This window comes from Enterobacter sp. 4974935, assembly GCF_058661735.1.
This window is the reverse complement of the sequence record NZ_JBZWGT010000003.1, coordinates 451,481-476,147: the sequence shown is the minus strand read 5'-3', so window position 1 is coordinate 476,147 and position 24,667 is coordinate 451,481. Positions and strand designations below refer to the sequence as shown.

Here is a 24,667-nt window from a genome sequence, read left to right as displayed (position 1 = left end):
TAATTAGATCAGCGCTAATACTGCTTCACAACAAGGAATGCAAATGAAGAAATTGCTCCCCATCCTTATCGGCCTGAGCCTGACGGGCTTCAGTGCAATGAGCCAGGCAGAGAACCTGTTACAGGTCTACCAGCAGGCACGTCTGGGCAACCCTGATTTACGTAAATCAGCGGCCGATCGTGATGCTGCGTTTGAAAAGATTAACGAAGCACGTAGTCCACTGCTGCCGCAGTTAGGCTTAGGTGCAGATTATACCTACACTAACGGTTTTCGCGATAACAATGGCATCGACTCGAATGCCACCAGCGCCTCTTTACAGCTTACACAGACCCTGTTCGACATGTCCAAATGGCGTGAACTGAGTTTGCAGGAAAAGAGCGCAGGCATTCAGGATGTCACCTATCAGACCGATCAGCAAACGCTGATCCTGAATACCGCGACCGCCTATTTCCAGGTACTGAGCGCGATTGACGCGCTCTCCTATACCGAAGCGCAGAAACAGGCGATTTACCGCCAGTTAGATCAAACCACCCAGCGTTTTAACGTAGGCCTGGTCGCGATCACGGACGTGCAGAACGCCCGTTCACAGTACGATACCGTACTGGCTAACGAAGTGACCGCACGTAACAACCTCGACAACGCACTGGAAGCACTGCGTCAGGTCACCGGTAACTACTATCCTGAGCTGGCCTCTCTGAACGTGGACAGTTTCAAAACGGACAAACCGCAGGCGGTTAATGCTCTGCTGAAAGAAGCGGAAAACCGTAACCTGACCTTATTGCAGGCGCGCCTGAGCCAGGATCTGGCACGCGAGCAGATCCGCCTTGCACAGGATGGTCACCTGCCAACCCTGAGCCTGAGCGCCTCTACCGGCGTATCGGATACCAGCTACAGCGGGTCTAAAACGACGTCTCAGGCCTATGACGACAGCAACGTTGGCCAGAACAAAGTGGGCCTCAGCTTCTCTCTGCCGCTGTACCAGGGCGGGATGGTTAACTCTCAGGTGAAACAGGCGCAGTACAACTTTGTGGGTGCCAGCGAGCAGCTGGAAAGCGCGCACCGCAACGTGGTGCAGACCGTGCGTTCTTCCTTTAACAACGTCAATGCCTCTATCAGTAGCATCAACGCCTACAAACAGGCCGTTGTCTCTGCGCAAAGCTCTCTGGACGCGATGGAAGCAGGCTACTCCGTCGGTACGCGTACCATCGTTGACGTGTTAGACGCAACGACCACACTGTATAACGCGAAACAGCAGCTCTCCAGCGCACGTTACCAGTACCTGATTAACCAGCTGAACATCAAGCAGGCGCTGGGTACGCTGAACGAGCAGGATCTGCAAATGCTGAACAGTACGCTGGGTAAACCGGTATCCACGTCGCCTGACAGCGTGGCGCCGGAAAATCCAGAGCAGGATGCCGCGGTTGATAACTTCAACGCTAACGGCAGCGCCCCGGTTGCACAGCCAGCGGCAGCGCGCAGCACCTCACCTGCGAGCAGCGGCACGAATCCGTTCCGTAACTAAGTGTGTCATCAGGCCCAATGCGGCCTGATGCCCTCACCCCAGCCCTCTCCCACAGGGAGAGGGAGCACATTAATCCCCCCCGAACGTAAGCCAACGTAAAGATCCCCCGGATTTCGCCCCTCTTCGCTTCATTTTCAACCACTCATCCTCTATCCTGAGCGTTAATACCCCTGGGTCCTGGAAGACAAATATGAAACGGACAAAAACGATGAATCACGCGTCGTTCCGCAAAAGCTGGAACGCACGCCACCTGACACCTGTCGCGCTGGCGGTCACCGCCGTCTTTATGCTGGCAGGCTGTGAGCAAAGCGACGAAACGGTGTCGCTCTATCAAAACGCTGACGATTGTGCGAGCGCAACCGGTAAAGCCGCCGAGTGTACGACGGCCTATAACAACGCCCTGAAAGAGGCAGAACGTACCGCGCCGAAATATGCCTCACGCGAAGACTGTGTAGCCGAATTCGGCGAAGGCCAGTGCCAGCAGGCTCCTGCTCAGGCAGGTATGGCGCCGGAAAACCAGGCGCAGGCACAGTCCAGCGGTAGCTTCTGGATGCCTCTGATGGCGGGTTATATGATGGGCCGTCTGATGAGCGGCGGCGCGGGCTACCAGCAGCAACCGCTGTTTAGTTCTAAAAACCCAAACAGCCCGGCGTACGGTAAATACACCGATGCCACCGGCAAGGGTTACGGTGCTGCAACGCCTGGCCGTACGATGACCGTACCGAAAACCGCGATGGCACCGAAACCAGCCACTACCAGCACCATTACCCGTGGCGGCTTCGGTGAGTCTGTGGCGAAACAAACCACCATGCAGCGTAGTGCGACCGGCTCTTCGACTCGCTCAATGGGCGGCTGATCATGGAACGAGTCAGTATTGTCGAGCGCCCGGACTGGCGCGAAAAAGCCACCGAATACGGTTTCAACTTTCACACCATGTACGGCGAGCCGTACTGGTGTGAAGACGCTTACTATAAGCTCACGCTCGCGCAGGTCGAAAAGCTTGAAGAGGTGACCGCAGAACTGCACCAGATGTGCCTGAAGGTGGTAGAGAAAGTCATCGACAGCGATGAGCTGATGACCAAATTCCGCATTCCGAAGCACACCTGGAGCTTTGTTCGTCAGTCCTGGAAAACGAACCAGCCTTCGCTCTACTCTCGCCTCGATTTGGCATGGGATGGCGTGGGTGAACCGAAGCTTTTAGAAAACAACGCAGATACGCCAACCTCCCTGTACGAAGCCGCGTTCTTCCAGTGGATCTGGCTGGAAGATCAGGCGAATGCCGGAAACTTGCCGGAAGGCAGCGACCAGTTCAACAGCCTTCAGGAAAAACTGATTGAGCGTTTCGCCGAACTGCGTGAACAGCACGGTTTCAACCTGTTGCACCTCGCCTGCTGTCGCGATACCGAAGAAGATCGCGGTACGGTTCAGTATTTGCAGGACTGCGCAGCCGAAGCGGAAGTGGCGACGGAATTCCTCTATATCGAAGAGATCGGTTTAGGTGAAAAAGGTCAGTTTACGGACACGCAGGATCAGGTGATCAGCAACCTGTTCAAGCTCTACCCGTGGGAATACATGCTGCGCGAAATGTTTTCTACCAAGCTGGAAGACGCCGGTGTGCGCTGGCTGGAACCAGCCTGGAAGAGCATTATCTCCAATAAAGCCCTGCTGCCAATGCTGTGGGAGATGTTCCCGAACCACCCGAACCTGCTGCCTGCTTACTTTGCCGAAGATGATTTCCCGCCGATGGAGAAATACGTCGTTAAGCCAATCTTCTCCCGTGAAGGCGCGAACGTCTCGATTATCGAAAACGGTAAAACGCTGGAAGCGGTTGAAGGGCCGTACGGTGAGGAAGGGATGATCGTCCAGGCGTTTTATCAACTGCCGAAGTTTGGCGACAGCTATACGCTGATCGGCAGCTGGCTTATTAACGATCAGCCTGCCGGGATTGGTATTCGCGAAGATCGCGCGCTGATTACGCAGGATCTGTCGCGTTTCTACCCGCATATTTTTATTGAATAAGACTTGCCGGGTGGCGGCTTCGCCTTACCCGGCCTACATGTTGAGCGTAGGCCCGGTAAGCGCAGCGCCACCGGGCATGTTTTACCCCACCTGCACCGACAGCATACTTAAGCTCCCCATCTCAATACCGTCGACCGGTGTTGTGATAACCTCCTGACCGTCCCATGCGCCTAATACATACAGCAATGGCAAGAAGTGTTCCGGCGTCGGGTTAGAGAGCGAACCGCCGTCGTGATCCAGATAGTTCACCAAAGGGTGCCGTTCGACCGGCCCTTGCCAGGTCAGGTTGTCTTTTACATAGTCATTAAAGGCCGCTGCCCAGGGGTAAGGCGTATTTTCACCGTGCCAGCGTACCGTACGCAGGTTATGCACCACGTTGCCACTGGCAATCAGCATGATGCCCTCATCACGAAGCGAAGCCAGCTTACGCCCCATCTCCATGTGCCAGGCAGCCGGTTTGGTGCTGTCGATACTCAGTTGCACCATCGGGATATCCGCATCAGGATACATCTTAATCAGCACGCCCCACGAGCCATGGTCAAAGCCCCAGGCTTCTTTGTCCAGCGCAACCGGAACAGGGGCGAGCAGATCAACCAGCCGCTGCGCCAGCTCAGGCGAACCGGGGGCCGGATAATGCGTATCGTACAGCGCCTGCGGAAAACCGCCAAAATCATGGATCGTTTTTGGCGCTTCCATGGCCGTCACGCCGGTACCCCGGGTAAACCAGTGCGCAGAGACCACCACAATTGCCTTCGGACGCGGTAACGTCTTACCCAGTTGACGCCAGGCGCGGGTATAGACGTTATCTTCCAGAACGTTCATGGGGCTGCCATGGCCTAAAAACAGTGCTGGCATACGAGAAGGAGACATGGTGATATCCTTAGAGGAAGTGACAAAGTGATGGGCCTACATTACGCGCATTCAGGTGAAGATGAACGTAGATAACCGTGAAGATCATCATCAGGAAATTTGAATGCCAGATATCGCTTAAGGAGAATGCATGTCAGTACCTTTGATTTTGACCTTACTTGCGGGCGCCGCGACCTTTATCGGTGCGTTCCTTGGGGTACTCGGTCAAAAACCCTCTAATCGCCTGCTGGCCTTCTCGCTGGGTTTCGCCGCCGGGATCATGCTGCTTATCTCGCTGATGGAGATGCTGCCCGCCGCGCTTCACGCCGAAGGGATGTCGCCTGTTCTGGGCTATGGCATGTTTATCATTGGCCTGCTGGGTTATTTTGCACTCGACCGTATCCTTCCTCACGCGCACCCGCAGGATCTAATGCAAAAAAGCGTTGCCCCCATCCCTGGCAATATCAAACGCACGGCCATTCTGCTGACGCTGGGTATCAGCCTGCATAACTTTCCGGAAGGTATCGCCACCTATGTCACGGCCAGCAGCAACCTGGAAATGGGTTTTGGTGTCGCGCTGGCCGTTGCTTTGCACAATATTCCTGAAGGACTTGCCGTTGCCGGGCCCGTTTATGCCGCCACGGGTTCAAAACGTACAGCTGTCTTTTGGGCGGGTATCTCCGGGATGGCTGAAATTCTCGGCGGCGTGCTGGCGTGGCTGATCCTCGGTAGCCTCGTATCCCCGGTTGTAATGGCTGCAATTATGGCTGCCGTGGCCGGAATTATGGTCGCGCTCTCTGTCGATGAGCTGATGCCGCTGGCAAAAGAGATCGATCCCAACAATAACCCAAGCTACGGCGTGCTGTGTGGAATGTCAGTGATGGGGATGAGTCTGGTTCTGCTACAAACGGCAGGTATTGGTTAAGAATTAATGCCTCCGTTTCATACGGAGGCATTATACTATTCAAAATAACAATCCTATATATTTACCCTATAATAACCCACCAAATATAAACCCATTAGAATTTCAAAAAAAGGCGTCTCTTAAGATAGCCTGAAAATATTAACTAAAAGCACCTACAAATATATTTAAGTCACGTTAATCGCGTATTCCCACCCCAATCCGTATACTTTGCAAGTATTCTGAAATTAATATTCACATTATGAATCACTCTGAAAAAGGATATTTCCATGTATATGGGTAAGAAATTACTGTTAGCAGCGGCTATGGCTGGCATTGTGTCGGGTTCTGCTTTTGCTGAAGATCAAGGCTCTGGCAAAATCAAATTCAAAGGTGTTGTTATTGACGCACCGTGCAGCATCGCACCAGACAGCGTTGATAAAGAAGTCGATCTGGGTGAAGTGACTACGGCCGTTATCAACGCCAACAAAAAATCCACGCCGGTTCCGGTCGATATTAATCTGGAAAACTGCCAGCTTGACGATCCGGCAGACGAAACCGACACGCCAATTACCAAAGTGGATGTCACCTTCACCAGCGCAGCGACAGACGCGACAGACACCAGCCTGATGAGTAACACCTATGCAAGTGGTGCGCAGAACGTGGGTGTACGTCTGCTGGATAATGCGGAGGCTGCTATCACGCTGGGAGAATCCAACGAGGTTGAGTTGCTGGCAGGATCAACCACCCAGACGCTGCATTTCAAAGCGGTTATGGAAGTCCCCACGGGTAAAACTGCGACGGCAGGCCAGGTTGAAGCCACGGCTAACTACGTCCTGTTGTACAAATAGTTCTGTTACGTCACAGTATTAGCCGACTGGTAATTCATGCCGGTCGGCATCCTATATATATTCGAGTAACAGGATGATGACATACAAATTACAATGGATAATCATCATTGCATCCCTGTTAATGACGAGACTTACCTCTGCCACTGAATTTAATATAAACGCCATCGATAAAGATCAGCGCGGCAGCGTCGATTTGTCACGTTTTAAAGATCAAATATCGGTTACGCCGGGAAGCTATTTCGTTACGGTTTCAGTTAATGATATTCCGCTGGCAAATGGCTGGCTCCTTCGCTGGAGAGAAATAAATAATGCAGTTCAAGTGTGTATTCCTCCCGAACTGGCCGATACATTTGCGTTACAGGATGAGGTTCGTCACGCTTTGCCAGAAAAAGAGGGATGCGTTGATTTCGCCGCCAGACCAGACATCAGATTTACGTTTGAGCAAGATAGCCAATCCCTGAATGTGACGATCCCCCAGGCGTGGCTGCAATACCGTGCGGTGGACTGGATGCCGCCATCCACCTGGGACAACGGCGTGCCGGGCGTACTGCTGGATTACAATCTTTTTGCCAGCCATTATCAGCCCAATAGCGGCAGCAGCAATAACAACGCCAATACCTATGGCACCGTCGGTGCGAACATGGGCGCGTGGCGCCTGCGAAGCGATTACCAGTACACGCGAAGCGATACTGAAGCAGGCTCAGAGCAGGATGGCCGTTTTTCACGCGTATATATGTTCCGCCCTCTGCCCTCAATCGGAGCGAAACTAACGCTGGGTGAAACGGATTTCCAGTCCGCAATTTTTGACGCCTTTACCTATACCGGCGCATCGCTAATCAGCGAAGAACGTATGCTGCCATGGTCGCTGCGCGGCTATGCCCCGCAGATTACCGGGATAGCGCAAACCAACGCCACGGTGACCGTAAGCCTTGCCGATCGCGTGATTTACCAAAGTAAAGTGCCACCAGGCCCGTTTGTTATTCAGGATCTTAACCAGTCGGTTCAGGGCACGCTGGACGTCAAAGTCACGGAAGAGGACGGCCGCGTCAGCACATTCCAGGTCTCTGCCGAGTCCGTGCCGTTTTTAACGCGCAAGGGTCAGGTTCGCTACAAGTTCGCGGCGGGTAAAGCGCGCCAGGGTGCCTCCCATAACGTTGAAGATAACGCCTTCATGAGCGGCGAATTTTCCTGGGGCATGCTGTCACACACCTCCCTGTATGGCGGCACGCTGACTGATGGCGACGGTTATCGTTCCGTCGCTGCCGGGATCGGCCAGAATATGGCCTGGCTGGGGGCGCTCTCTTTTGACGTCACGCAGGCCACCAGCCAGCTGCCACACCAGCGCAGTCAGACGGGTTACAGCTATCGCATTAACTACAGCAAGCGTTTCGATACCACCGGCAGTCAGCTTACGCTTGCCAGCTACCGCTACTCAGACCCCCAGTTTTTGAGCTACGCCCGCTACCTTGATTATGACGACGGTGACCGCCAGTCGGAGAAACAAACCCTGAGCGTGACGGCAAGCCAGTACATTTCAGCGTTATCCCTGAACCTGTACGTCAACATGCTGCGTCAGACATGGTGGAATGATTCACCTTCCACGACCGGCAGCATCACGGCGGGCTACAACTTTGATATGGGCCGCTGGAAGAACCTCGGCGTAACCCTGTCCTGGAGTAAAACGCATTACGATGAGGAAGACGAAAGTGACGATACTCAGTTCTATCTCTCGCTCAGCGTACCGCTCGATCCCGATCATCGTCTTAACTATGACCTGCGTAACAGCGAAGCGCTGAGTCATAACGTGTCGTGGTATGACACGTCGGATCGCAATAATACCTGGGGCGTTTCCGCAGGCGCGGAGAGCGGAAAGCCAGATTCCGGCGCGCAGGTCAGCGGGAATTATCAGCATTATTCTACGTACGGCGATCTCAATCTCTCAGGCAGCTATAAAGCTGACGAATATAACTCCCTCAGCGCGAGCTGGAGTGGTTCCTTCACCTCAACGGCGAAAGGCGCCGCGCTGCACCGGCGCAGCTACGGTAATGAACCTCGTGTGATGGTCAGCACCGACGGGGTAGGCAATATCCCGCTGAACATGTCGCGAGATGAGACCAACCGTTTTGGCATCGGCGTTTTACCGTCATTCTCCAGCTATTCCCCCTCCAGCGTGCAGGTCAATCTGAACAACCTCCCTGATGGCGTGGACGTAGACAACCGCGTCGTGACCTCAACCTGGACTGAGGGAGCCATTGGTTATCGTCAGATTGCCACGCGCGCAGGTAAGGACGTGACAGGCGTTCTGCGAATGTCATCAGGAGCGCCACCTCTCGGGGCGATTGTTCGCCTGGAAGCAAGCAATTTGCAGGTTGGGATGGTGGCCGATGAAGGCCGCGTCTGGCTGGCCGCCGTTGAGCCAGAACAGCAGTTTCGCGTGACATGGGGCGACAACCAACAGTGTCGCTTCTCGTTACCTTCTCACTTAGAAAACAGTATGCAGTTGATACTGCCGTGTCAGTAAGAAATCATCATGAAATTAACGCCGTTTAAAAGCCTGTGCCTGATGCTAACCAGCACAGCATTTGCTACCCACGCAGCCATTAATCTGGACCGCACGCGCATTGTTTTTCCAGAAAGCGACAAGGCCAGCAGCCTGAAAGTGGACAATCAGAGCAAGGTGCTGCCTTATCTGGCGCTCTCCTGGATTGAAGATGAAAAGGGACAAAAAGAAGATACGCACTTTATGGCGCTTCCCCCCATTCAACGTATCGAAGCGGGCACCTCGTCGCAGATAAGGATTGTTAAACAAGCCGCTACTCGCCAGCTGCCAGGAGACAGGGAATCGCTGTTTTATTTCAACCTGCGTGAAGTACCGCCAAAAAACACCAGCGCCAGCGAGGAGCGCAGCGTGATGCAGGTAGCAATGCAGAGCCGAATTAAGCTGTTCTGGCGTCCAGAAGCGATTAGCAAAAAATCCGGCGAACTGACTGAAATGCGAATGGAAATTTCCGCCAACGCGAATGGGCTCACGGTCCACAACCCTACGCCGTACTACATCACGCTGGCGTGGCTGAGCAAAAATGCTAAAACCATGCTGCCGGGTTTTGACAGTCTGATGATTGCGCCTTTCGCCACGGCAACCGCGTCTACCGGCGATTACCACGGTAGTTATTACAGCATCGGCTATATCGACGATTACGGTGCCCTGAAAAAAGTCGACGTGCAGTGCACCGGAACGGCGCAATGTAAACTTACCGAACGGAAAATCGATAAAGATGCGAAAGCTCGCTAGTGTCCTGCTTACATTGCTGCTTTCAGCGCTACCTTTGGAAGATGCGATGGCGCTTAACTGTTATCTGGGTGGCTCTGGCGGTTCCGTCGAGGAGACAAAAACGATCTCCCCCTTTGCCATACCCAGCAACGCCCAAATTGGCCAAAAAATATGGGAGTCTGATGACATTAAGATTCCGGTGACGTGTGATAACAACGTCTCGAGCAATTTTAAGCCGGAAGATGTCTTTGCCTGGGTAAATCCTTATCCTGCCGCAACCGATCCCTACTATGAACTGGGCGTCACCTATGAAGGTATAGATTACGATGCTACAGGTCAGCCCAACGGCGTGGATACCCGCCAGTGTCTGGACAACAATAACATCACTATTTACACCCCTGCTCAAATCCGCCAGATGGGGTGGGAGAATCGCATTTGCTCTGGTAATCCGGATGATATCCATATTTCGCGCACGTTCGTCGCCCGATTACGACTTTTCGTGAGAATAAAGGCTGTGCCGCCGCATGGCTATGTCAGTTCGCTCAGCGATTACATCGTTGTGCAATTTGACGGTAAGGGTGGCGTTAATCAGATGGCCGACGCGAAGAACCTGAAGTATCACATCAACGGGCTGCAAAACATTACGGTCCTTGATTGCGGGGCGACGTTTAGCATTTACCCTGAGAATCAGGAGATCGACTTCGGCACCTTCAGTGCGCGCGACATTGTGAATCAGCAGAAGCGTATTCGCACGTTTTCAATTCGAACCACCAAAGTGCAGGATGCCCAGTGCTCGGACGGATTTAAGATGGACTCGTCATTTTACACAACCGAAACGCTCAGCGCAGACGACACCGCGGTACTGATAGGGAATGGGTTAAAGCTGCGTATTCTTAACGGAACGGAGCCTTACACATTCAACCAGTACAAGGAATACGCCGATTTTACGGGCGATATGATGAATCTTGAGCAAAACTACACGGCTGAACTTTCGCGGGATGAAGGAAAAGCGATTCAGTCCGGGCCGTTTGAAACCGTGGTACTGTTCAAAATTAACTACCACTAGAAACAAAAAAGCCGGGTTTCCCCGGCTTTTTCACATCAGCATGTTCAGCTGGCTTTACGCTCATGCGCCCGGCGGTATTCAACCAGATCTTCAATCGTCACCACTGGCATATTGTGCAGACGCGCAAAGGTGATGCACTCCGGCGCGCGCGCCATGGTGCCATCATCGTTGGTCAGTTCGCACAGCACGCCTGCGGGTTTGAAGCCAGCCAGCGTCACCAGATCGATGGTCGCTTCGGTATGACCACCACGGGTCAGCACGCCGCCCGGCTGCGCGCGCAGCGGGAAGACATGACCAGGGCGGTGCAGATCGGAGGGTTTTGCACCATCAGCAATCGCTGCACGCACGGTAGTCAGGCGGTCAGCCGCCGACACCCCGGTGGTGACGCCATGTGCCGCTTCAATGGTCACGGTGAAGCCGGTACCAAAGGCGCTGGTGTTGTTTTCAACCATCATCGGCAGATCAAGCTGCTGGCGACGGTCTTCGGTGATGCACAGGCATACGATGCCGCTACCGTGACGGATGGTCAGCGCCATCTGCTCAACGGTCATGTTCTCGGCGGCAAAAATCATGTCGCCTTCGTTTTCACGGTTTTCATCGTCAAGCACCATCACACCGCGGCCTTCGCGCAGTGCATCCAGTGCATGTTCAACACGTTGAGTTGAAGTGCCAAAAGAGGAAAGTAGCGTCTGATTCATGGTAAAAAAACCTCATTAACTTTATGGTTACCAGAATCAGGGCAGTCTTAGGAGCGCCGTACAAGCGGCAAAAAAATAACGTGAGCGGGCCTTGCCCGACTGGATCGTTACTCTCTCCCATCCGGACTCTAACCGTCGGCCCCGGAATTACACCGGATCTGCTGACCTTTGAGAATTCACCCAAAGCGCTCGCGGGCTTTCAGCGTTAAGCTGATTTACCGCCGGTGGGGAATTTCGCCCCGCCCTGAGAATAAGCGAGATAACTATAACGCTATTGATTACCCTGGGCAATGCATAAGCTTCAAACAATTTTGTTTAACCCGCGGCATGACGCGCTACAATAGGCACTAACACCTTTTCATCAAGGGAAACGACAATGATTGACCCAAAGAAAATTGAGCAGATCGCGCGTCAGGTTCATGAGTCCATGCCGAAAGGTATTCGTGAGTTTGGTGATGACGTTGAGAAGAAAATTCGCCAGACGTTGCAGGCACAGTTGGTTCGCCTTGATTTAGTCAGCCGCGAAGAGTTTGACGTGCAGACGCAGGTGCTGCTGCGCACCCGCGAGAAGCTGGCGCTGCTGGAACAGCGTCTGAGCGAGCTGGAGAGCCGCAATGCGCCGGAAGAGGTGAAGCCAGCGCCAGCTATTCCACCGGTGGATGACCAGGCATAGTGCGGCCTGTTGTGCCCGGTGGCGGCTACGCCTTACCGGGCCTACATGAACGCGTAGGTCGGGTAAGGCGCAGCCGCCACCCGACATAAAAAAACGGGCCAACTGGCCCGTTTTTTACTGACTGTCTTTCTGGATCTTCTTAATGATGTTGGTGGTTGAACACCCGTCCTCAAAGTTGAGCACCATCACTTCACCGCCATTCGCCCAGACCTCTTCGCTACCTGCGATTTGCTCTGGTTTGTAATCACCGCCCTTCACCAGCAGGTCAGGCAGAATTCCGGCAATCAGGCGCTGCGGGGTGTCTTCTTCAAATGAGACCACCCAGTCCACCGCTTCCAGCGCGCCGAGCACTATCATGCGCTGCTCCAGCGGGTTCACCGGACGCGTTTCACCCTTCAGACGTTTGGTTGAGGCATCGCTGTTGACCGCCACAATCAGGCGGTCGCCCAGCTTGCGCGCATTCGCCAGATACGAGACATGACCCGCATGCAGGATGTCGAACACGCCGTTCGTCATCACCACTTTTTCACCGCGTTTGCGCGCGGCGGCAACGGCCACTTTCAGCTCGTGTTCGGTCATGACGCCAAAGCCGGTATCCGCACGCCCACGCACCGCATTTTCCAGCTCGATTGGCGAAACGGTGGAGGTTCCGAGTTTACCGACGACCACGCCCGCCGCGGCGTTCGCGAAGTAGCACGCTTCTTCCAGAGTGTTACCCGCCGCCAGCGTCGCCGCCAGCACGCCGATCACCGTATCACCGGCACCGGTCACGTCGTACACTTCCTGCGCCTGGGTTGGCATATGCAGCGGCGCCTTGCCCGGTTGCAGCAGCGTCATGCCCTGTTCGGAACGGGTCACCAGCAGCGCAGACAGCTCGAAATCAGCGATGATTTTCATGCCGCGCTCAACCAGCTCTTCTTCAGTTTTGCACTTGCCCGCCACCGCTTCGAACTCAGAGAGGTTGGGCGTCAGCAGGGTTGCGCCGCGATAGCGCTCGAAATCGGTGCCTTTCGGGTCGATCAGCACCGGAACGCTGGCTTTGCGCGCCAGCTGGATCATGGTCTGTACGCTCGCCAGCGCGCCTTTGGCATAATCAGACAGCACCAGCGCGCCGATATTGCCCAGCGCCTGGCTAATGCGCTCATGCAGCGGCTCAGGATCAACGCCTTCGAACCCTTCTTCAAAGTCGAGGCGGATCAGCTGCTGGTTACGCGACAGCACGCGCAGCTTGGTGATGGTTGGGTGGGTCGGAACAGAAACGAAGTCGCACTTCACGTTCACGTCCGCCAGCGACTGGCTCAGCGCACGCGCCGCATCGTCAATGCCGGTCAGGCCCACCAGACGCGAATGCGCGCCCAGCGAGGCTATGTTCATCGCCACGTTTGCCGCGCCGCCTGGACGTTCTTCAATGGTGTCGACCTTAACTACCGGCACCGGCGCTTCCGGAGAGATACGGCTGGTCGGCCCATACCAGTAGCGATCCAGCATCACATCCCCGACAACCATAACTCCAGCACGTTCAAACTCTGGCAGTGTTACTTTCATTCCTGACTCCAGAAAGATTCACAATTTGCGCGCGATAATATCACACTTGTTTTGTTACGCACGGTTCCACCAGCCACTTCTGCCAGCTTGCGGTCACCTGCGCGCGTTCATCGGTGAAACCGTCCAGCGCCACATGGCCCGGCTGTTCCTGTAAGGCCAGATGGTGCAGCTCGTCACGCAGCGTGGTGTAGGCGCGGGTTAATGCCTGCGCCTCCTGCTCATCCATAATGTCGTTCTGCGCCAGCAGTTCCAGTATGCGCACGTTATCCGACCAGCGGGTCAGCTTCGGCTTATCGTGCGCGTGCAACAGCACCAGATACTGAGTGATAAACTCAATATCGGTAATCCCGCCCTCATCAGCTTTGATATCAAAGCGATCGCGATGTTTGTTGCCAAGGTGCGCGCGCATTTTCTCACGCATTTCCCGCACTTCGGTTTGCAGCGTACAGCCTTCGCGCGGGGTCGTCATGACCGCCTTGCGGATCGCATCGAACTGCGTTTTGAGCTGCGGATCGCCGTACACCACGCGGGCGCGCACCAGCGCCTGATGCTCCCACGTCCAGGCTTCGTTCTTCTGATAGTCGGCAAAAGCCTCCGTGGAGGTAACCAGCATGCCTGCCGCGCCGGACGGGCGCAGACGCGCATCCACTTCATACAGAATGCCGGATGAGGTGCGAGTGCTGAACAGGTGCATGATGCGCTGGGCCAGGCGCAGGTAGAACTGCCGCCCGTCGATTTCGCGCTCGCCGTCGGTCATCACGTCAACCGGACAGTCGTGCAGGAAAATCAGATCCAGATCGGAGCTGTAGCCCAGCTCCCAGCCGCCCAGCTTGCCGTACCCCACCACCGCAAAACCGCGGCCTTCACGGTCAGCAAGGTGCTTCGGCTGCCCGTAGCGGGCCACCATCTGCACCCACGCCTGGTGGACCACCGCGTCGATGATCGCTTCCGCCAGCCAGGTTAAGTGATCGCTCACTTTCATTACCGGCAGAGTACCGGCGATATCTGCCGCCGCCACGCGCAACATCTGTGCCTGCTTAAACTGACGCAGCGCCTCAAGCTGTTGCTCTTCGTCCTCTTCCGGCACGCGCAGCAAATACTGACGCAGCTCGTCGCGGTAAGCATCCGTCGCCGTCGGCTGATAGAGCGTATTCGGGTCGAGCAGTTCGTCGAGCAGCAGCGGATAACGCGCCAGCTTGTTCGCCACCATCGGGGAGGCGGCGCAAAGGGAAATCAGATGCTTCAGCGCGCCGGGAAACTCACTTAACAGTTCAAGGTAGGTGGTACGCGTGACGATCCCGCTCAGGAGCGGCATCATGCGCGACAGCGGCACCGGCGCATCCTCGCGGGAGCAGACATCGCTTAGCAGATGCGGCATCAGTTGATCCAGCACCTGACGACCGCGCGGGCCAATGGCGCGTTTGTTCAGTTCGAGACGGAAATCAGCAATCAACGCCACCACGCGATGGCGGGCATCGTCGCTTAAGTGCGCCAGCACCGGCGTGGTGTCATCTTCCTGAAGCGCGTCCTGCCACAGTTCGCGCCAGTGCTCGGAGAGCGCATCGTCCTGCGATTCACTTTCGTCGTCGCCGATCAGATCGTTAAAGATGCGGCGCACGCCCGCCATATGCGCTTCCAGCCGTTCCGTCAGCGCTGCCCAGTCATCCACCCGCATCCCCCAGGCCAGACGCGCCCGGTTCAGCTCATCGCCCGGTAACGTCTGGGTTTGTTCGTCGTTGATACTTTGCAGCAAATTTTCCAGACGACGCAGGAAGAGATAAGCGTCACGCAGCGTTTGCGCGTCGCCTTCCGGCAGCAGATGCAGCTGATCGATAGCGCTGAGCGTTGGCAGCAGCGAGCGGGATTGCAGAGAAGGTTCGCGCCCGCCGCGTATCAGCTGGAAGACCTGGACGATAAATTCGATCTCACGAATACCGCCCGCGCCGAGCTTGATGTTGTCCTTCAGGCCACGGCGACGCACCTCGCGGGCAATCATCCCTTTCATATTTCGCAGGGACTGGATCACGCTAAAGTCGATGTAGCGGCGGAACACGAACGGGCGCAGCATGGCGCGCAGCTCGTTGGCGTAGGCATCGTCGCTGTCGCCCATGATCCGCGCTTTGACCATCGCGTAACGCTCCCAGTCGCGCCCCTGCTCCTGGTAATAATCTTCCAGCGCGGCAAAGCTCAGCACCAGTGGCCCGCTGTCGCCAAACGGACGCAGACGCATGTCCACGCGGTAGACAAAACCATCCTGGGTGGGCTGATCCAGCGCCTTAATCAGCCGCTGGCCGAGGCGGGTAAAGAACTGGGCGTTGTCCAGCTCGCGACGACCGCCGCGCGTGGAGCCGTTTTCCGGCCAGGCAAAAATCAGATCGATGTCTGAGGAAAAATTGAGCTCGCAGCCGCCCAGCTTGCCCATCCCCAGTATCAACAGCGGTTGCGGAACCCCGTCTTCGCTGCACGGCGTGCCCCACTCTTTACAGCAGGCGGCGTAGAGCCAATCCCGCGCGGCGACGATCAGCGTCTGCGCCAGCTCGCTCAACTGCTGCAAGGTGCTCTCTTCACTCACCAGCTCCAGCGCCTGCGCCCAGGCAATGCGTACCATCACCCGGCGGCGGAACTGACGCAGAACGCGCATCAGCGTGGGTTCATCTGCCACCTCTGCCAGCGCGGTTTGCAGCCAGCCAGCATAATGCCGCCACTCGTCAGCCTGCGGCGGCGCGCTTTCCAGCGCTGCCAGCCAGTCCGGGTTAGCGCTGACGCTCTCCTGCACAAAATCACTGAACGTGAGCACGCTTTTCGCCTGCTCGCTTAACGACGACGCGGGTAACGACTCAGGCAGGCGTTCACAAACGGTCTGCCAGTGCTGCTGTAACTGCGAAGAAAGCGGCATATCAGGGGTTCCTTGCCAGAATTAACGTTTTCCGCTGTGCAGCCAGTACGGATCCTGCGAAATGGCCTCGTTGCGGAAATGCTCGATCTCAATCTGCTGACGGGTCTCGATGGCATGCTTAAGCCCCTGCCAGTTCTCCAGCCAGGCCTGCGCCTTCACGCCCTCATACGCACCTGACAGCAGCAACATGCTGTCGATGTTACGCGCCAGGCGGGGAAGCTGATCGCCATACTGATCGCCCAGCGGATGCGCGAAGGTGGTTCGCAGCTCGGCCGCGTGACGGGAGAGGTGGATATCCGCAAAACGTTTGAAGTTTTCCGCGATTTTAGTCTGCCCTTTCGCATCGAGGAAAATGCGCCAGCCGCGCGTCACCAGAAATTCGGTCAACGCCAGTTTCGCGCTGGCGTTTTGCGGGCTGTAGATCGCCGTTTGTGCCGACACGTCAGAAAGCATCAGCGTTTCGGTTTGAGTGAGCAGATCACGTAAGTGAGCACTGGCTTTACGCGGTACAATACCGCCGAACAGTGCCAGGGTGTGACGCACCAGCCCCATAGCAGCGAGCACCTGTTTTTTGGCATTTTTCACGTTACGCGCCCACAGCTCCTCGTGGTACTGCCACTGAGAGAGCGCCAGCTCCAGCGCCGCTTCCATGCCCTGCTCAACGGAGGCTTTCGGCACAACGCGCAGAATCGGGGTTTCTCGCAGCACGCGCGGCGCATTCCCGGCGGCCAGGTGATAGCCGCGTGCCGCTTTACTCAGGCTGCCCTGACGCAGGCCAGGCTGGTTCACCAGCTTGTGCGCCAGCTTCAGCACGTCGCTCGCCTCACCTTCCAGCAGTTCGAGTTCCAATTCGCAGATCGGCTCCTGCTCTTCACCAGCCTTAATTTCACCTCGATCAAACGCAATCTCAATGCGGCTCTTGCCTTCCGTCACCAGCCATTTCTCGCGCCAGAAATCGGTGCTGAAAAGCGGTTGCGCCTCTGCCGACAGCGTTGCGGGCAGCGTCCCTTCCGGCCACACTTCCGCCGGAAAACGATCCAGCTCAAGTTCTGGCTTACTGATGTCGATATTGTATTCCGGACGCTGGTGCAAACCGCCCACCACGCGACCGGCGATTTTCATCGTCATCTCGTAGCGCCCGTTCGCACCACGGATGCGCAGGCCCATATCGTGGTTGCGCAGCCAGTTGTCCGGCGTTTCGTAATAGATGTTGAGCAGCTGTACGGGTTCATGGTGCTCGCCGGACAGCGTGTTCAGATGCTGGCGGAGCGCGTCAGCGCTGTCTTTTTCGACGATAAACTTTAATTCGATCTCTTGTGCCATAGCCTTGTACTTTTGCGTGCGTCACAGACGCGTCGATGAAGGCGAACTTCCTCGCCATTTGTTTGTCAGTACATAGTATTTTGCGCCAAATTGCCACGCAATGAGCAATTTGACGGGCGTAAAAGTTTAAAGCGGTGGAAATCATGACACAGATGATTCCGATTGATGATGAATCCTTTGCGTAGCGACACTGATACCACTACTATCGTTCCACTTTTTATGAAAATAACGACTGATATGCTTAAATTACGCCTGATTGGACTTACTTTACTTGCTTTTAGCGCCGCAACCGCGGTCCACGCTGAAGAGAAACGTTACGTTTCTGATGAACTGAATACCTGGGTACGCAGCGGCCCTGGAGACAATTATCGCCTCGTGGGTACGGTAAATGCCGGCGAGGAAGTGACTCTGCTGCAAACTAACGCAGACACCAATTACGGTCAGGTTCGTGACAGCTCTGGCCGCACCTCATGGATCCCGCTGAAAGAGCTAAGCACAGTGCCAAGCCTGCGCACCCGCGTGCCGGATCTGGAAAATCAGGTGAAAACCCTGACCGATAAGCTGAACAACATTGACGGTACCTGGAACCAGCGCACCGCAGAGATGCAGCAGAAAGTGGCGCAAAGCGACAGCGTGATCGCCGGTCTGAAAGACGAAAATCAGAAGCTGAAAAATGAGCTGATCGTCGCACAGAAGAAAGTAAACGCCGCTAATCTACAGCTGGATGACAAACAACGCACCATCATCATGCAGTGGTTTATGTATGGCGGCGGCGTACTGGGCGTCGGTCTGGTGCTGGGTCTGGTGCTTCCTCACCTTATCCCAAGCCGTAAACGTAAAGACCGCTGGATGAACTAACTCGTCTTCTCTGCCACACTTACGTATCATCTTGCGAAAAGAGAAAACGGGAGTGTTGGCGTGAAGAGTTATCTGGTCGGTGGTGCGGTACGTGATGCGTTATTAGGTCTGCCGGTCAAAGATAAAGATTGGGTCGTGGTCGGTGCCACGCCCGAAGCGATGATTGACGCGGGCTACCAGCAGGTAGGCCGCGATTTTCCTGTGTTCCTCCATCCGAAAAGCCGCGAAGAGTACGCCCTGGCGCGTACCGAACGGAAATCGGGTTCCGGTTATACCGGCTTCACCTGCTATGCCGCGCCGGATGTCACGCTGGAGCAGGACTTACTGCGCCGCGATCTCACCATTAACGCCCTGGCGCAGGACGAAAACGGACATATCATCGACGCCTACGGCGGCCAGAACGATCTGCGAGATCGTCTTTTACGCCATATTTCCCCCGCCTTTTCTGAAGATCCGCTTCGCGTACTGCGCGTGGCGCGTTTTGCCGCCCGTTATGCCCATCTGAGCTTCCGTATCGCCGACGAGACGATGGCGCTGATGACGGCCATGACCGACGCGGGCGAGCTGGAACACCTGACGCCAGAACGCGTCTGGAAAGAGACCGAAAACGCCCTGACCACCCGCAACCCACAGGTCTTTTTCCAGGTTCTGCGCGACTGCGGGGCGCTGAAAGTGCTGTTCCCGGAAATAGACGCGCTGTTTGGCGTGCCCGCCCCGGCGAAATGGCACCCGGAAATTGATACCGGCATTCACACCCTGATGACCCTGAGCATGGCCGCCATGCTCAGCCCTGAAGTGGACGTGCGCTTTTCCACCCTCTGCCATGACCTCGGCAAGGGGTTAACGCCAAAGGAGTTGTGGCCACGCCACCACGGGCACGGTCCGGCTGGCGTAAAGCTGGTTGAAGGGCTTTGCCAGCGCCTGCGCGTGCCGAATGACATTCGCGATCTGGCAAAACTGGTCGCCGAGTTCCACGACCTGATCCACACCTTTCCGATCCTGAAACCCGCCACCATCGTCAGGCTGTTCGATAACATCGACGCCTGGCGCAAGCCGCAGCGCGTGGAGCAAATTGCGCTGACCAGCGAAGCGGACGTGCGCGGCCGTACCGGGTTTGAAGCGTCCGATTATCCGCAGGGTCGTTTGCTGCGCGAGGCGTGGGAAATCGCAAAAGCGGTGCCAACGAAAGAGGTGGTGGAGGCAGGGTTTAAAGGCCCGGAGATCCGCGAAGAGCTGACGAAACGGCGGATTGATGCGGTTGCGGCGTGGAAGGAAAAACGTTGCCCTCAGCCGAAAGACTGAGGGCGGTCGGTCATCAGAAGAAGACCACGTACACGGCAGCCGCGACGATAAAGCGGTAGATCGCGAACGGAATAAACGAGATACGCTTAATCAGTTGCAGGAAGGTTTTGATGGCAATCAGCGCCACGATAAAGGCGGTGATAAAGCCCACGGCGAACATCGGAATGTCGCCTACGGTCAGGAAGCCGATGCTTTTGTAGAGATCCAGTGCGGTGGCGCCCATCATCATTGGTACCGCCAGCAGGAACGAGAACTCAGACGCCGCGTAACGGCTCACGCCCATCAGCATCCCGCCGGAAATGGTTGCCCCTGAACGGGAGAAGCCCGGCCACAGCGCCAGACACTGGAAGCAGCCAATCATAAACGCCTGGCGATACGTCATATCGTCCAGACCTTCTGCACGCGGGGTTTTTGGCTTCAGCACTTCGGCGGCAATCAGCAGGAAGCCGCCGACAACCAGCGCGTACATCACGTTAATCGGGTTGAAAAGCGATTTTATGGTGTCGTGGAACACCAGCCCCAGCACCACCGCCGGGATCATCCCCAGCAGAATATGAATCAGCGTCAGGCGCCCCTTGCCCTCTCCTTCACGCTGCGGTAAACGCCCGAAGTGGATGCCGATCAGACCAAACAGACGACGCCAGAACATGACGACCACCGCCAGAATAGAGCCCAGCTGAATCACCACCTCAAACGTCTTTGCGGTATCGCCTTCAAAGCCCAGGAGATGGCCAACGATAATCATATGGCCCGTACTGGACACCGGCAAAAACTCCGTCAATCCTTCGACCACACCCAGAATTGCCGCCACCAGCAGCGAGTGCATATCGCTCATCTATAAACCCCTAAAAAGATATAAAAAAACGGTGTCCCACGCGGACAACCGTGAAAGATACAGCTTTAAGACCGATATAACCTAAAATGGTTTAGCAATTATGACGTTAAATCTTTCCTTTCAGATTTGTGCCACGCTCGATAATCACGCCCACATTGGCGGCGCGCGCCACCGCGCCCGGCTTGCTTAGTTTGATGCGCACCCACGGGGAGTTAAATTTGCTCAGTAGCAGGTCCGCTACCTCTTCCGCCACGCGTTCCACCAGCGCAAATCGTTGCCCTTCCACATGGGCGATGACCGTTTCACTGATGTCGGCGTAGCTCAGACAGTCATTCACATCATCGCTTTTTGCTGACTTGCGGTTATCCCAGCCCATTTCGATATCGAACACCAGTTTCTGCTCGATGGTCTGTTCCCAGTCGTAAACACCAATTGTGGTGATTACCGAAAGTTGCTCTATAAATACAATATCCATCACGACCTGCCTGCTTTTTGGCTAAACCGGATACCACTTCCGGCGAATTATGCGTATTATCCACAGATGCTGAGAATACAGATACATTTTCAAAACGGAACAGCGTTATGAGTGCAATCGCGCCTGGAATGATTATCCTCGCCTACCTTTGCGGCTCAATCTCCAGCGCCATTCTGGTCTGCCGCATCGCCGGGTTGCCTGACCCGCGTGAAAGTGGTTCCGGGAATCCGGGGGCGACCAATGTACTACGAATTGGCGGCAAGGGAGCAGCCGTAGCGGTTTTGATTTTTGATGTTCTGAAAGGAATGCTCCCCGTCTGGGGTGCGTATGCGCTGGGCGTCACACCCTTCTGGCTGGGGCTGATTGCTATCGCCGCCTGCGTCGGCCATATCTGGCCCGTTTTCTTTGGTTTTAAAGGCGGTAAAGGCGTTGCAACCGCGTTTGGCGCGATTGCGCCGATCGGCTGGGATCTCACTGGCGTGATGGCGGGCACCTGGCTGCTGACCATCCTGCTGAGCGGCTATTCATCGCTGGGCGCCATCGTCAGCGCGCTGATCGCCCCGTTCTATGTCTGGTGGTTTAAACCGCAGTTTACCTTCCCGGTATCGATGCTCTCGTGCCTGATCCTGCTGCGTCATCATGACAACATTCAGCGCCTGTGGCGTCGCCAGGAAACCAAGATCTGGACGAAGCTCAAGCGTAAAAAGAAAGACTCTCAGTAAACCGTTCGTTATGCCTTATAACCAAATGTGATTTTTGTCCCCTTCTGCCTGTGGTAACTGTTAGGTACACAACACAACCACATAAAAGAAAATGGCAGAAATCACAGACACAACTCCCCTCCCAACGGCAGGAAACACCCCGGATGGCGACATCAAGTGGGTACGCAGCGCATCGGACGTTTCACGTCTCGTTAATGACGGCTCTCAGGGCCGGGCCAATGCCCGCATCGTGGTCGGTATCGCGCTCGGGGGAATTTTTCTCGATGCCTACGATCTCGGCGCGCTGGCATTCGGCATCAAAGACATCACCCGCGAATTTAACCTGACGCCCGCTGGTACCGGCATGGTGGCTTCAGCCATTACCTTTGGTGCCATTGTCGGGGCGCTGCTTGGCGGCTATCTTACGGATAAAATCGGGCGCTACCGCGTCTTTATGGCCGACATGGTGTTCTTTGTCGTCGCCGCCATCGCCTGTGCGCTGGCTCCGAACGAATATGTGCTGGCGGGCGCACGCTTTGTGATGGGTCTTGGCGTCGGGATCGACCTTCCCGTGGCGATGGCGTTTCTCAGCGAGTTCGCCAGGCTGAAAGGCCCGGGGAATAAAGCCTCCAGCGTGGCAATGTGGTGCCCCACCTGGTATGCGGCCATCAGCATCTCTTATCTTCTGGTGCTCTTCTTCTACGCCGTGCTGCCGGAAGGCCACAGCGACTGGCTCTGGCGTCTGATCCTTGGCTTCGGCGCGGTGCCCGCGCTGGTGATTATCGCCATCCGCAGCCGCTATATGAGCGAATCCCCGGTCTGGGCGGCGAATCAGGGCAATCTGAAGGAGGCGGCGTCCATCCTGCGGCAGTCGTACAACATTAATGCCCACGTGCCACAGGATGCGCTTGACCAGCCCGCGCCGGTGGTCAATAAGGCAAAATGGTCGAACTACCTGAACCTGTTCCGCGGTATCTATCTGCGGCGTACCACGCTCGCCACGATGCTGTCGGTCGTCTCCTCGTTCGCCTATAACGCCGTAGCCTTTGGCCTGCCGGTGATCATCTCCAGCTTCTTTGTGCAGTCGATGCTGACCACCATTCTGATCTCGCTGGCGCTTAACCTGCTGTTTGCGTTTGTCGGCGGGCTGCTGGCAGTGCGCTATGTTCCGCGCTTCGGCGCGTGGCGAATGTCACTGGCGGGTTACGCCTGCCAGCTGGTGGCGCTGCTCGGTCTGGCGCTGATTGGCCGCCCTGACGGGGCCACGGAAGGCGTGGTCGCCGTCGCGATGCTGGCGCTGTTCCTGTTTGGCCAGGGTTTTGGTCCGGGTGCGCATACCATGACGTTTGCCTCCTTGAGCTACCCGACCTCGCTGCGCGGCGTGGGCGTGGGGCTTAACCAGACGCTGATGCGCAGCAGTTCAACGCTGTCACTGTTTCTGTTCCCGCTACTGGTCGCATCGCTGGATACCGCCGTGTTCTGGGTGATTGCGCTGGCGCCGTTTATCGGCCTGGTATCGCTGCTGGCGATCCGCTGGGAGCCGTCGGGGTATGATGTGGATGCAGAGGATTATCGCTAGCCTTTCTTGCCGGGTGTCGCTGCGCTTACCCGGCCTACACTACTGAAACCGGCTCACATGAGCCGGTTTTTTATCCATAAGCGACTCATATGACAGCCTTCATTTCCGCCAGGGCATACTGAAACGTATCCCGATAGTGCGGAAGTGGAAGCACCATGTTAGCAACTCAGGTCACTGATAATTCATACAAAGGCTGGCAGGCCACGCTTGCCCTCCAGTTTTGTTATACCCCTGAGAAAACCCTCCTCCATTCCGCGCGTCACACCGGGCCGCTCACCGTTCAGCGCCCGTTTTACCCTGAAGGCGAGACCTGCCATCTTTACCTGCTGCATCCGCCAGGCGGGATTGTGGGCGGGGATACGCTGGATATTTCCGTGCGGCTCGACGCCAAAAGCCATGCCCTCATCACCATGCCCGGCGCCAGCAAGTTCTATCGCAGCAGCGGCCCGCAGGCCTGTCTGAATCAGCAATTTTACCTCGACGAAGAGGCCACGCTGGAGTGGCTGCCGCAGGACACCATAATTTTCCCCGGCGCTAACGCCGCGCTGCGTTCCGTCTTCCACCTTAAGGCCACCAGCACGCTGCTGGCGTGGGAGCTGTACTGTCTGGGCCGTCCGGTGATAAACGAATCCTTCAGCCACGGCACGCTGGAGAGCCGCCTTGAGGTGTGGGTGGATGGCGAGCCGCGTCTGATTGAGCGACTGCATCTTAACGATGGCGATCTGTCGCCCGTCGCAGGCCATCCGTGGGTCGGCACGCTGCTGTTCTACCCGGCCCGGGAAGCACATCTTGATACAGTGCGCGAGCGGCTCGCCCCGCTGGAAAACTTTGGCGGGGCGACGCTCACCGACGACCTGCTGTCGGTGCGTTTTCTCTCCCACGACAACCTCATTTGCCAGCGGGTGATGCGCGATATCTGGCAGTCGCTTCGCCCGCTTTTAACCCCCAAAACCGCCTGTTCGCCGCGTATCTGGCAGACATAAGAGAAACGCTATGGAACTGACTCCCAGAGAAAAAGACAAGCTGTTGCTGTTCACCGCCGCGCTGGTTGCCGAACGCCGCCTCGCGCGCGGGGTAAAGCTCAACTACCCGGAATCGGTCGCGCTGATCAGCGCCTTTATTATGGAAGGCGCGCGCGATGGCGAAACCGTCGCCTCGCTGATGGAAGCCGGCCGCCACGTCCTGACGCGCGATCAGGTGATGGAGGGCGTGCCGGAGATGATCCCGGATATCCAGGTGGAAGCCACCTTCCCGGACGGATCCAAGCTCGTCACCGTCCACAATCCGATCGTGTAAGGAGCGC

At 56.1% G+C, this 24,667-nt stretch carries 22 protein-coding genes and 1 riboswitch; of the genes, 15 read left to right on the top strand and 7 right to left on the bottom strand.

The window, feature by feature from the left end; translation table 11 throughout:
• Positions 1-43: 43 nt before the first annotated feature.
• The 3 genes from tolC to AC4OVS_RS03445 all read left to right on the top strand — a co-directional run bounded on the left by tolC (position 44) and on the right by AC4OVS_RS03445 (position 3,541).
• Positions 44-1,522: an outer membrane channel protein TolC gene (gene tolC / locus AC4OVS_RS03455; RefSeq protein WP_022649426.1), complete on the top strand. Its 1,479-nt coding sequence runs from the start codon at positions 44-46 to the stop codon at positions 1,520-1,522.
• 190 nt (positions 1,523-1,712) lie between these two features.
• Positions 1,713-2,378, top strand: a complete 666-nt coding sequence (locus tag AC4OVS_RS03450; protein WP_006811983.1) for a DUF1190 family protein — start codon at positions 1,713-1,715, stop codon at positions 2,376-2,378.
• A gap of 2 nt (positions 2,379-2,380) precedes the next feature.
• The gene (locus AC4OVS_RS03445; protein WP_022649428.1) at positions 2,381-3,541 is read left to right on the top strand and encodes a glutathionylspermidine synthase family protein; all 1,161 of its coding nucleotides are present in this window, start codon (positions 2,381-2,383) and stop codon (positions 3,539-3,541) included.
• Positions 3,542-3,622: 81 nt separating this feature from the next.
• Here the strand turns inward: AC4OVS_RS03445 and ygiD are convergent, their stop codons facing one another.
• A complete protein-coding gene (gene ygiD / locus AC4OVS_RS03440) occupies positions 3,623-4,411 on the bottom strand; it encodes a 4,5-DOPA-extradiol-dioxygenase (protein WP_180243880.1) in 789 nt (262 codons plus the stop codon).
• A gap of 130 nt (positions 4,412-4,541) precedes the next feature.
• Here ygiD and zupT point away from each other — a divergent pair, with 130 nt between their 5' ends.
• The 5 genes from zupT (at position 4,542) to AC4OVS_RS03415 (ending at position 10,479) form a co-directional block, all read left to right on the top strand.
• Positions 4,542-5,315, top strand: coding sequence for a zinc transporter ZupT (zupT, locus tag AC4OVS_RS03435; RefSeq protein WP_022649430.1), 774 nt, complete (start codon positions 4,542-4,544; stop codon positions 5,313-5,315).
• A gap of 266 nt (positions 5,316-5,581) precedes the next feature.
• Positions 5,582-6,142, top strand: a complete 561-nt coding sequence (locus tag AC4OVS_RS03430; protein WP_022649431.1) for a fimbrial protein — start codon at positions 5,582-5,584, stop codon at positions 6,140-6,142.
• Between the two features lie 76 nt (positions 6,143-6,218).
• Positions 6,219-8,663 (top strand): fimbria/pilus outer membrane usher protein, encoded by a 2,445-nt coding sequence (locus AC4OVS_RS03425; RefSeq protein ID WP_491922752.1) that lies wholly within the window; start codon positions 6,219-6,221, stop codon positions 8,661-8,663.
• Between the two features lie 9 nt (positions 8,664-8,672).
• Positions 8,673-9,434, top strand: coding sequence for a fimbrial biogenesis chaperone (locus AC4OVS_RS03420; RefSeq protein WP_023298622.1), 762 nt, complete (start codon positions 8,673-8,675; stop codon positions 9,432-9,434).
• Positions 9,418-10,479 carry a type 1 fimbrial protein gene (locus AC4OVS_RS03415; RefSeq protein WP_063149088.1) on the top strand — a complete coding sequence of 354 codons (1,062 nt, stop codon included), beginning with the start codon at positions 9,418-9,420 and terminating at the stop codon, positions 10,477-10,479. Before AC4OVS_RS03420 ends, AC4OVS_RS03415 begins: the two co-directional genes overlap by 17 nt.
• Before the next feature lie 44 nt (positions 10,480-10,523).
• Here the strand turns inward: AC4OVS_RS03415 and ribB are convergent, their stop codons facing one another.
• A complete protein-coding gene (gene ribB, locus AC4OVS_RS03410; RefSeq protein ID WP_003862538.1) occupies positions 10,524-11,177 on the bottom strand; it encodes a 3,4-dihydroxy-2-butanone-4-phosphate synthase in 654 nt (217 codons plus the stop codon).
• A 105-nt stretch (positions 11,178-11,282) separates the two neighbouring features.
• Positions 11,283-11,433, bottom strand: a riboswitch (FMN riboswitch).
• A 120-nt stretch (positions 11,434-11,553) separates the two neighbouring features.
• Between ribB and ubiK the strand changes: the two genes are divergently transcribed.
• Positions 11,554-11,850, top strand: a complete 297-nt coding sequence (gene ubiK / locus AC4OVS_RS03405) for a ubiquinone biosynthesis accessory factor UbiK (protein WP_000566823.1) — start codon at positions 11,554-11,556, stop codon at positions 11,848-11,850.
• Positions 11,851-11,964: 114 nt separating this feature from the next.
• Here the strand turns inward: ubiK and hldE are convergent, their stop codons facing one another.
• From hldE to AC4OVS_RS03390, 3 genes are read right to left on the bottom strand one after another with little or no spacing between them, the layout of a single operon-like run.
• On the bottom strand, positions 11,965-13,395 hold the full coding sequence (gene hldE, locus AC4OVS_RS03400) for a bifunctional D-glycero-beta-D-manno-heptose-7-phosphate kinase/D-glycero-beta-D-manno-heptose 1-phosphate adenylyltransferase HldE (protein ID WP_165715838.1): 1,431 nt from the start codon (positions 13,393-13,395) through the stop codon (positions 11,965-11,967).
• A gap of 40 nt (positions 13,396-13,435) precedes the next feature.
• A complete protein-coding gene (glnE, locus tag AC4OVS_RS03395; RefSeq protein ID WP_154051798.1) occupies positions 13,436-16,291 on the bottom strand; it encodes a bifunctional [glutamate--ammonia ligase]-adenylyl-L-tyrosine phosphorylase/[glutamate--ammonia-ligase] adenylyltransferase in 2,856 nt (951 codons plus the stop codon).
• Between the two features lie 21 nt (positions 16,292-16,312).
• The gene (locus AC4OVS_RS03390) at positions 16,313-17,614 is read right to left on the bottom strand and encodes a CYTH domain-containing protein (RefSeq protein ID WP_045622945.1); all 1,302 of its coding nucleotides are present in this window, start codon (positions 17,612-17,614) and stop codon (positions 16,313-16,315) included.
• Between the two features lie 237 nt (positions 17,615-17,851).
• Between AC4OVS_RS03390 and AC4OVS_RS03385 the strand changes: the two genes are divergently transcribed.
• Both AC4OVS_RS03385 and AC4OVS_RS03380 read left to right on the top strand, forming a co-directional pair.
• Positions 17,852-18,472, top strand: coding sequence for a TIGR04211 family SH3 domain-containing protein (locus AC4OVS_RS03385; RefSeq protein WP_001303390.1), 621 nt, complete (start codon positions 17,852-17,854; stop codon positions 18,470-18,472).
• 60 nt (positions 18,473-18,532) lie between these two features.
• Positions 18,533-19,774 (top strand): multifunctional CCA addition/repair protein, encoded by a 1,242-nt coding sequence (locus AC4OVS_RS03380; RefSeq protein ID WP_023298627.1) that lies wholly within the window; start codon positions 18,533-18,535, stop codon positions 19,772-19,774.
• 13 nt (positions 19,775-19,787) lie between these two features.
• Here AC4OVS_RS03380 and bacA read toward each other — a convergent pair whose 3' ends face one another.
• Both bacA and folB read right to left on the bottom strand, forming a co-directional pair.
• A complete protein-coding gene (gene bacA, locus AC4OVS_RS03375) occupies positions 19,788-20,609 on the bottom strand; it encodes an undecaprenyl-diphosphate phosphatase (RefSeq protein ID WP_003862545.1) in 822 nt (273 codons plus the stop codon).
• 106 nt (positions 20,610-20,715) lie between these two features.
• Positions 20,716-21,084 carry a bifunctional dihydroneopterin aldolase/7,8-dihydroneopterin epimerase gene (folB, locus tag AC4OVS_RS03370; RefSeq protein ID WP_015571902.1) on the bottom strand — a complete coding sequence of 123 codons (369 nt, stop codon included), beginning with the start codon at positions 21,082-21,084 and terminating at the stop codon, positions 20,716-20,718.
• Positions 21,085-21,191: 107 nt separating this feature from the next.
• Between folB and plsY the strand changes: the two genes are divergently transcribed.
• The 4 genes from plsY (at position 21,192) to AC4OVS_RS03350 (ending at position 24,660) form a co-directional block, all read left to right on the top strand.
• On the top strand, positions 21,192-21,806 hold the full coding sequence (plsY, locus tag AC4OVS_RS03365) for a glycerol-3-phosphate 1-O-acyltransferase PlsY (protein WP_491922178.1): 615 nt from the start codon (positions 21,192-21,194) through the stop codon (positions 21,804-21,806).
• 91 nt (positions 21,807-21,897) lie between these two features.
• The gene (locus tag AC4OVS_RS03360) at positions 21,898-23,364 is read left to right on the top strand and encodes an MFS transporter (RefSeq protein WP_491922177.1); all 1,467 of its coding nucleotides are present in this window, start codon (positions 21,898-21,900) and stop codon (positions 23,362-23,364) included.
• Positions 23,365-23,519: 155 nt separating this feature from the next.
• A complete protein-coding gene (locus AC4OVS_RS03355) occupies positions 23,520-24,347 on the top strand; it encodes an urease accessory protein UreD (RefSeq protein WP_491922176.1) in 828 nt (275 codons plus the stop codon).
• Between the two features lie 10 nt (positions 24,348-24,357).
• Positions 24,358-24,660, top strand: coding sequence for an urease subunit gamma (locus tag AC4OVS_RS03350; protein WP_003862556.1), 303 nt, complete (start codon positions 24,358-24,360; stop codon positions 24,658-24,660).
• Positions 24,661-24,667: the final 7 nt, after the last annotated feature.

Bases quoted from the DNA above. Each gene is read 5' to 3' on its own strand.
- tolC (WP_022649426.1), top strand. From the start codon at position 44: ATGAAGAAATTGCTCCCCATCCTTATCGGCCTGAGCCTGACGGGCTTC.
- AC4OVS_RS03450 (WP_006811983.1), top strand. From the start codon at position 1,713: ATGAAACGGACAAAAACGATGAATCACGCGTCGTTCCGCAAAAGCTGG.
- AC4OVS_RS03445 (WP_022649428.1), top strand. From the start codon at position 2,381: ATGGAACGAGTCAGTATTGTCGAGCGCCCGGACTGGCGCGAAAAAGCC.
- ygiD (WP_180243880.1), bottom strand. From the start codon at position 4,411: ATGTCTCCTTCTCGTATGCCAGCACTGTTTTTAGGCCATGGCAGCCCC.
- zupT (WP_022649430.1), top strand. From the start codon at position 4,542: ATGTCAGTACCTTTGATTTTGACCTTACTTGCGGGCGCCGCGACCTTT.
- AC4OVS_RS03430 (WP_022649431.1), top strand. From the start codon at position 5,582: ATGTATATGGGTAAGAAATTACTGTTAGCAGCGGCTATGGCTGGCATT.
- AC4OVS_RS03425 (WP_491922752.1), top strand. From the start codon at position 6,219: ATGACATACAAATTACAATGGATAATCATCATTGCATCCCTGTTAATG.
- AC4OVS_RS03420 (WP_023298622.1), top strand. From the start codon at position 8,673: ATGAAATTAACGCCGTTTAAAAGCCTGTGCCTGATGCTAACCAGCACA.
- AC4OVS_RS03415 (WP_063149088.1), top strand. From the start codon at position 9,418: ATGCGAAAGCTCGCTAGTGTCCTGCTTACATTGCTGCTTTCAGCGCTA.
- ribB (WP_003862538.1), bottom strand. From the start codon at position 11,177: ATGAATCAGACGCTACTTTCCTCTTTTGGCACTTCAACTCAACGTGTT.
- ubiK (WP_000566823.1), top strand. From the start codon at position 11,554: ATGATTGACCCAAAGAAAATTGAGCAGATCGCGCGTCAGGTTCATGAG.
- hldE (WP_165715838.1), bottom strand. From the start codon at position 13,395: ATGAAAGTAACACTGCCAGAGTTTGAACGTGCTGGAGTTATGGTTGTC.
- glnE (WP_154051798.1), bottom strand. From the start codon at position 16,291: ATGCCGCTTTCTTCGCAGTTACAGCAGCACTGGCAGACCGTTTGTGAA.
- AC4OVS_RS03390 (WP_045622945.1), bottom strand. From the start codon at position 17,614: ATGGCACAAGAGATCGAATTAAAGTTTATCGTCGAAAAAGACAGCGCT.
- AC4OVS_RS03385 (WP_001303390.1), top strand. From the start codon at position 17,852: ATGCTTAAATTACGCCTGATTGGACTTACTTTACTTGCTTTTAGCGCC.
- bacA (WP_003862545.1), bottom strand. From the start codon at position 20,609: ATGAGCGATATGCACTCGCTGCTGGTGGCGGCAATTCTGGGTGTGGTC.
- folB (WP_015571902.1), bottom strand. From the start codon at position 21,084: ATGGATATTGTATTTATAGAGCAACTTTCGGTAATCACCACAATTGGT.
- plsY (WP_491922178.1), top strand. From the start codon at position 21,192: ATGAGTGCAATCGCGCCTGGAATGATTATCCTCGCCTACCTTTGCGGC.
- AC4OVS_RS03360 (WP_491922177.1), top strand. From the start codon at position 21,898: ATGGCAGAAATCACAGACACAACTCCCCTCCCAACGGCAGGAAACACC.
- AC4OVS_RS03355 (WP_491922176.1), top strand. From the start codon at position 23,520: ATGTTAGCAACTCAGGTCACTGATAATTCATACAAAGGCTGGCAGGCC.
- AC4OVS_RS03350 (WP_003862556.1), top strand. From the start codon at position 24,358: ATGGAACTGACTCCCAGAGAAAAAGACAAGCTGTTGCTGTTCACCGCC.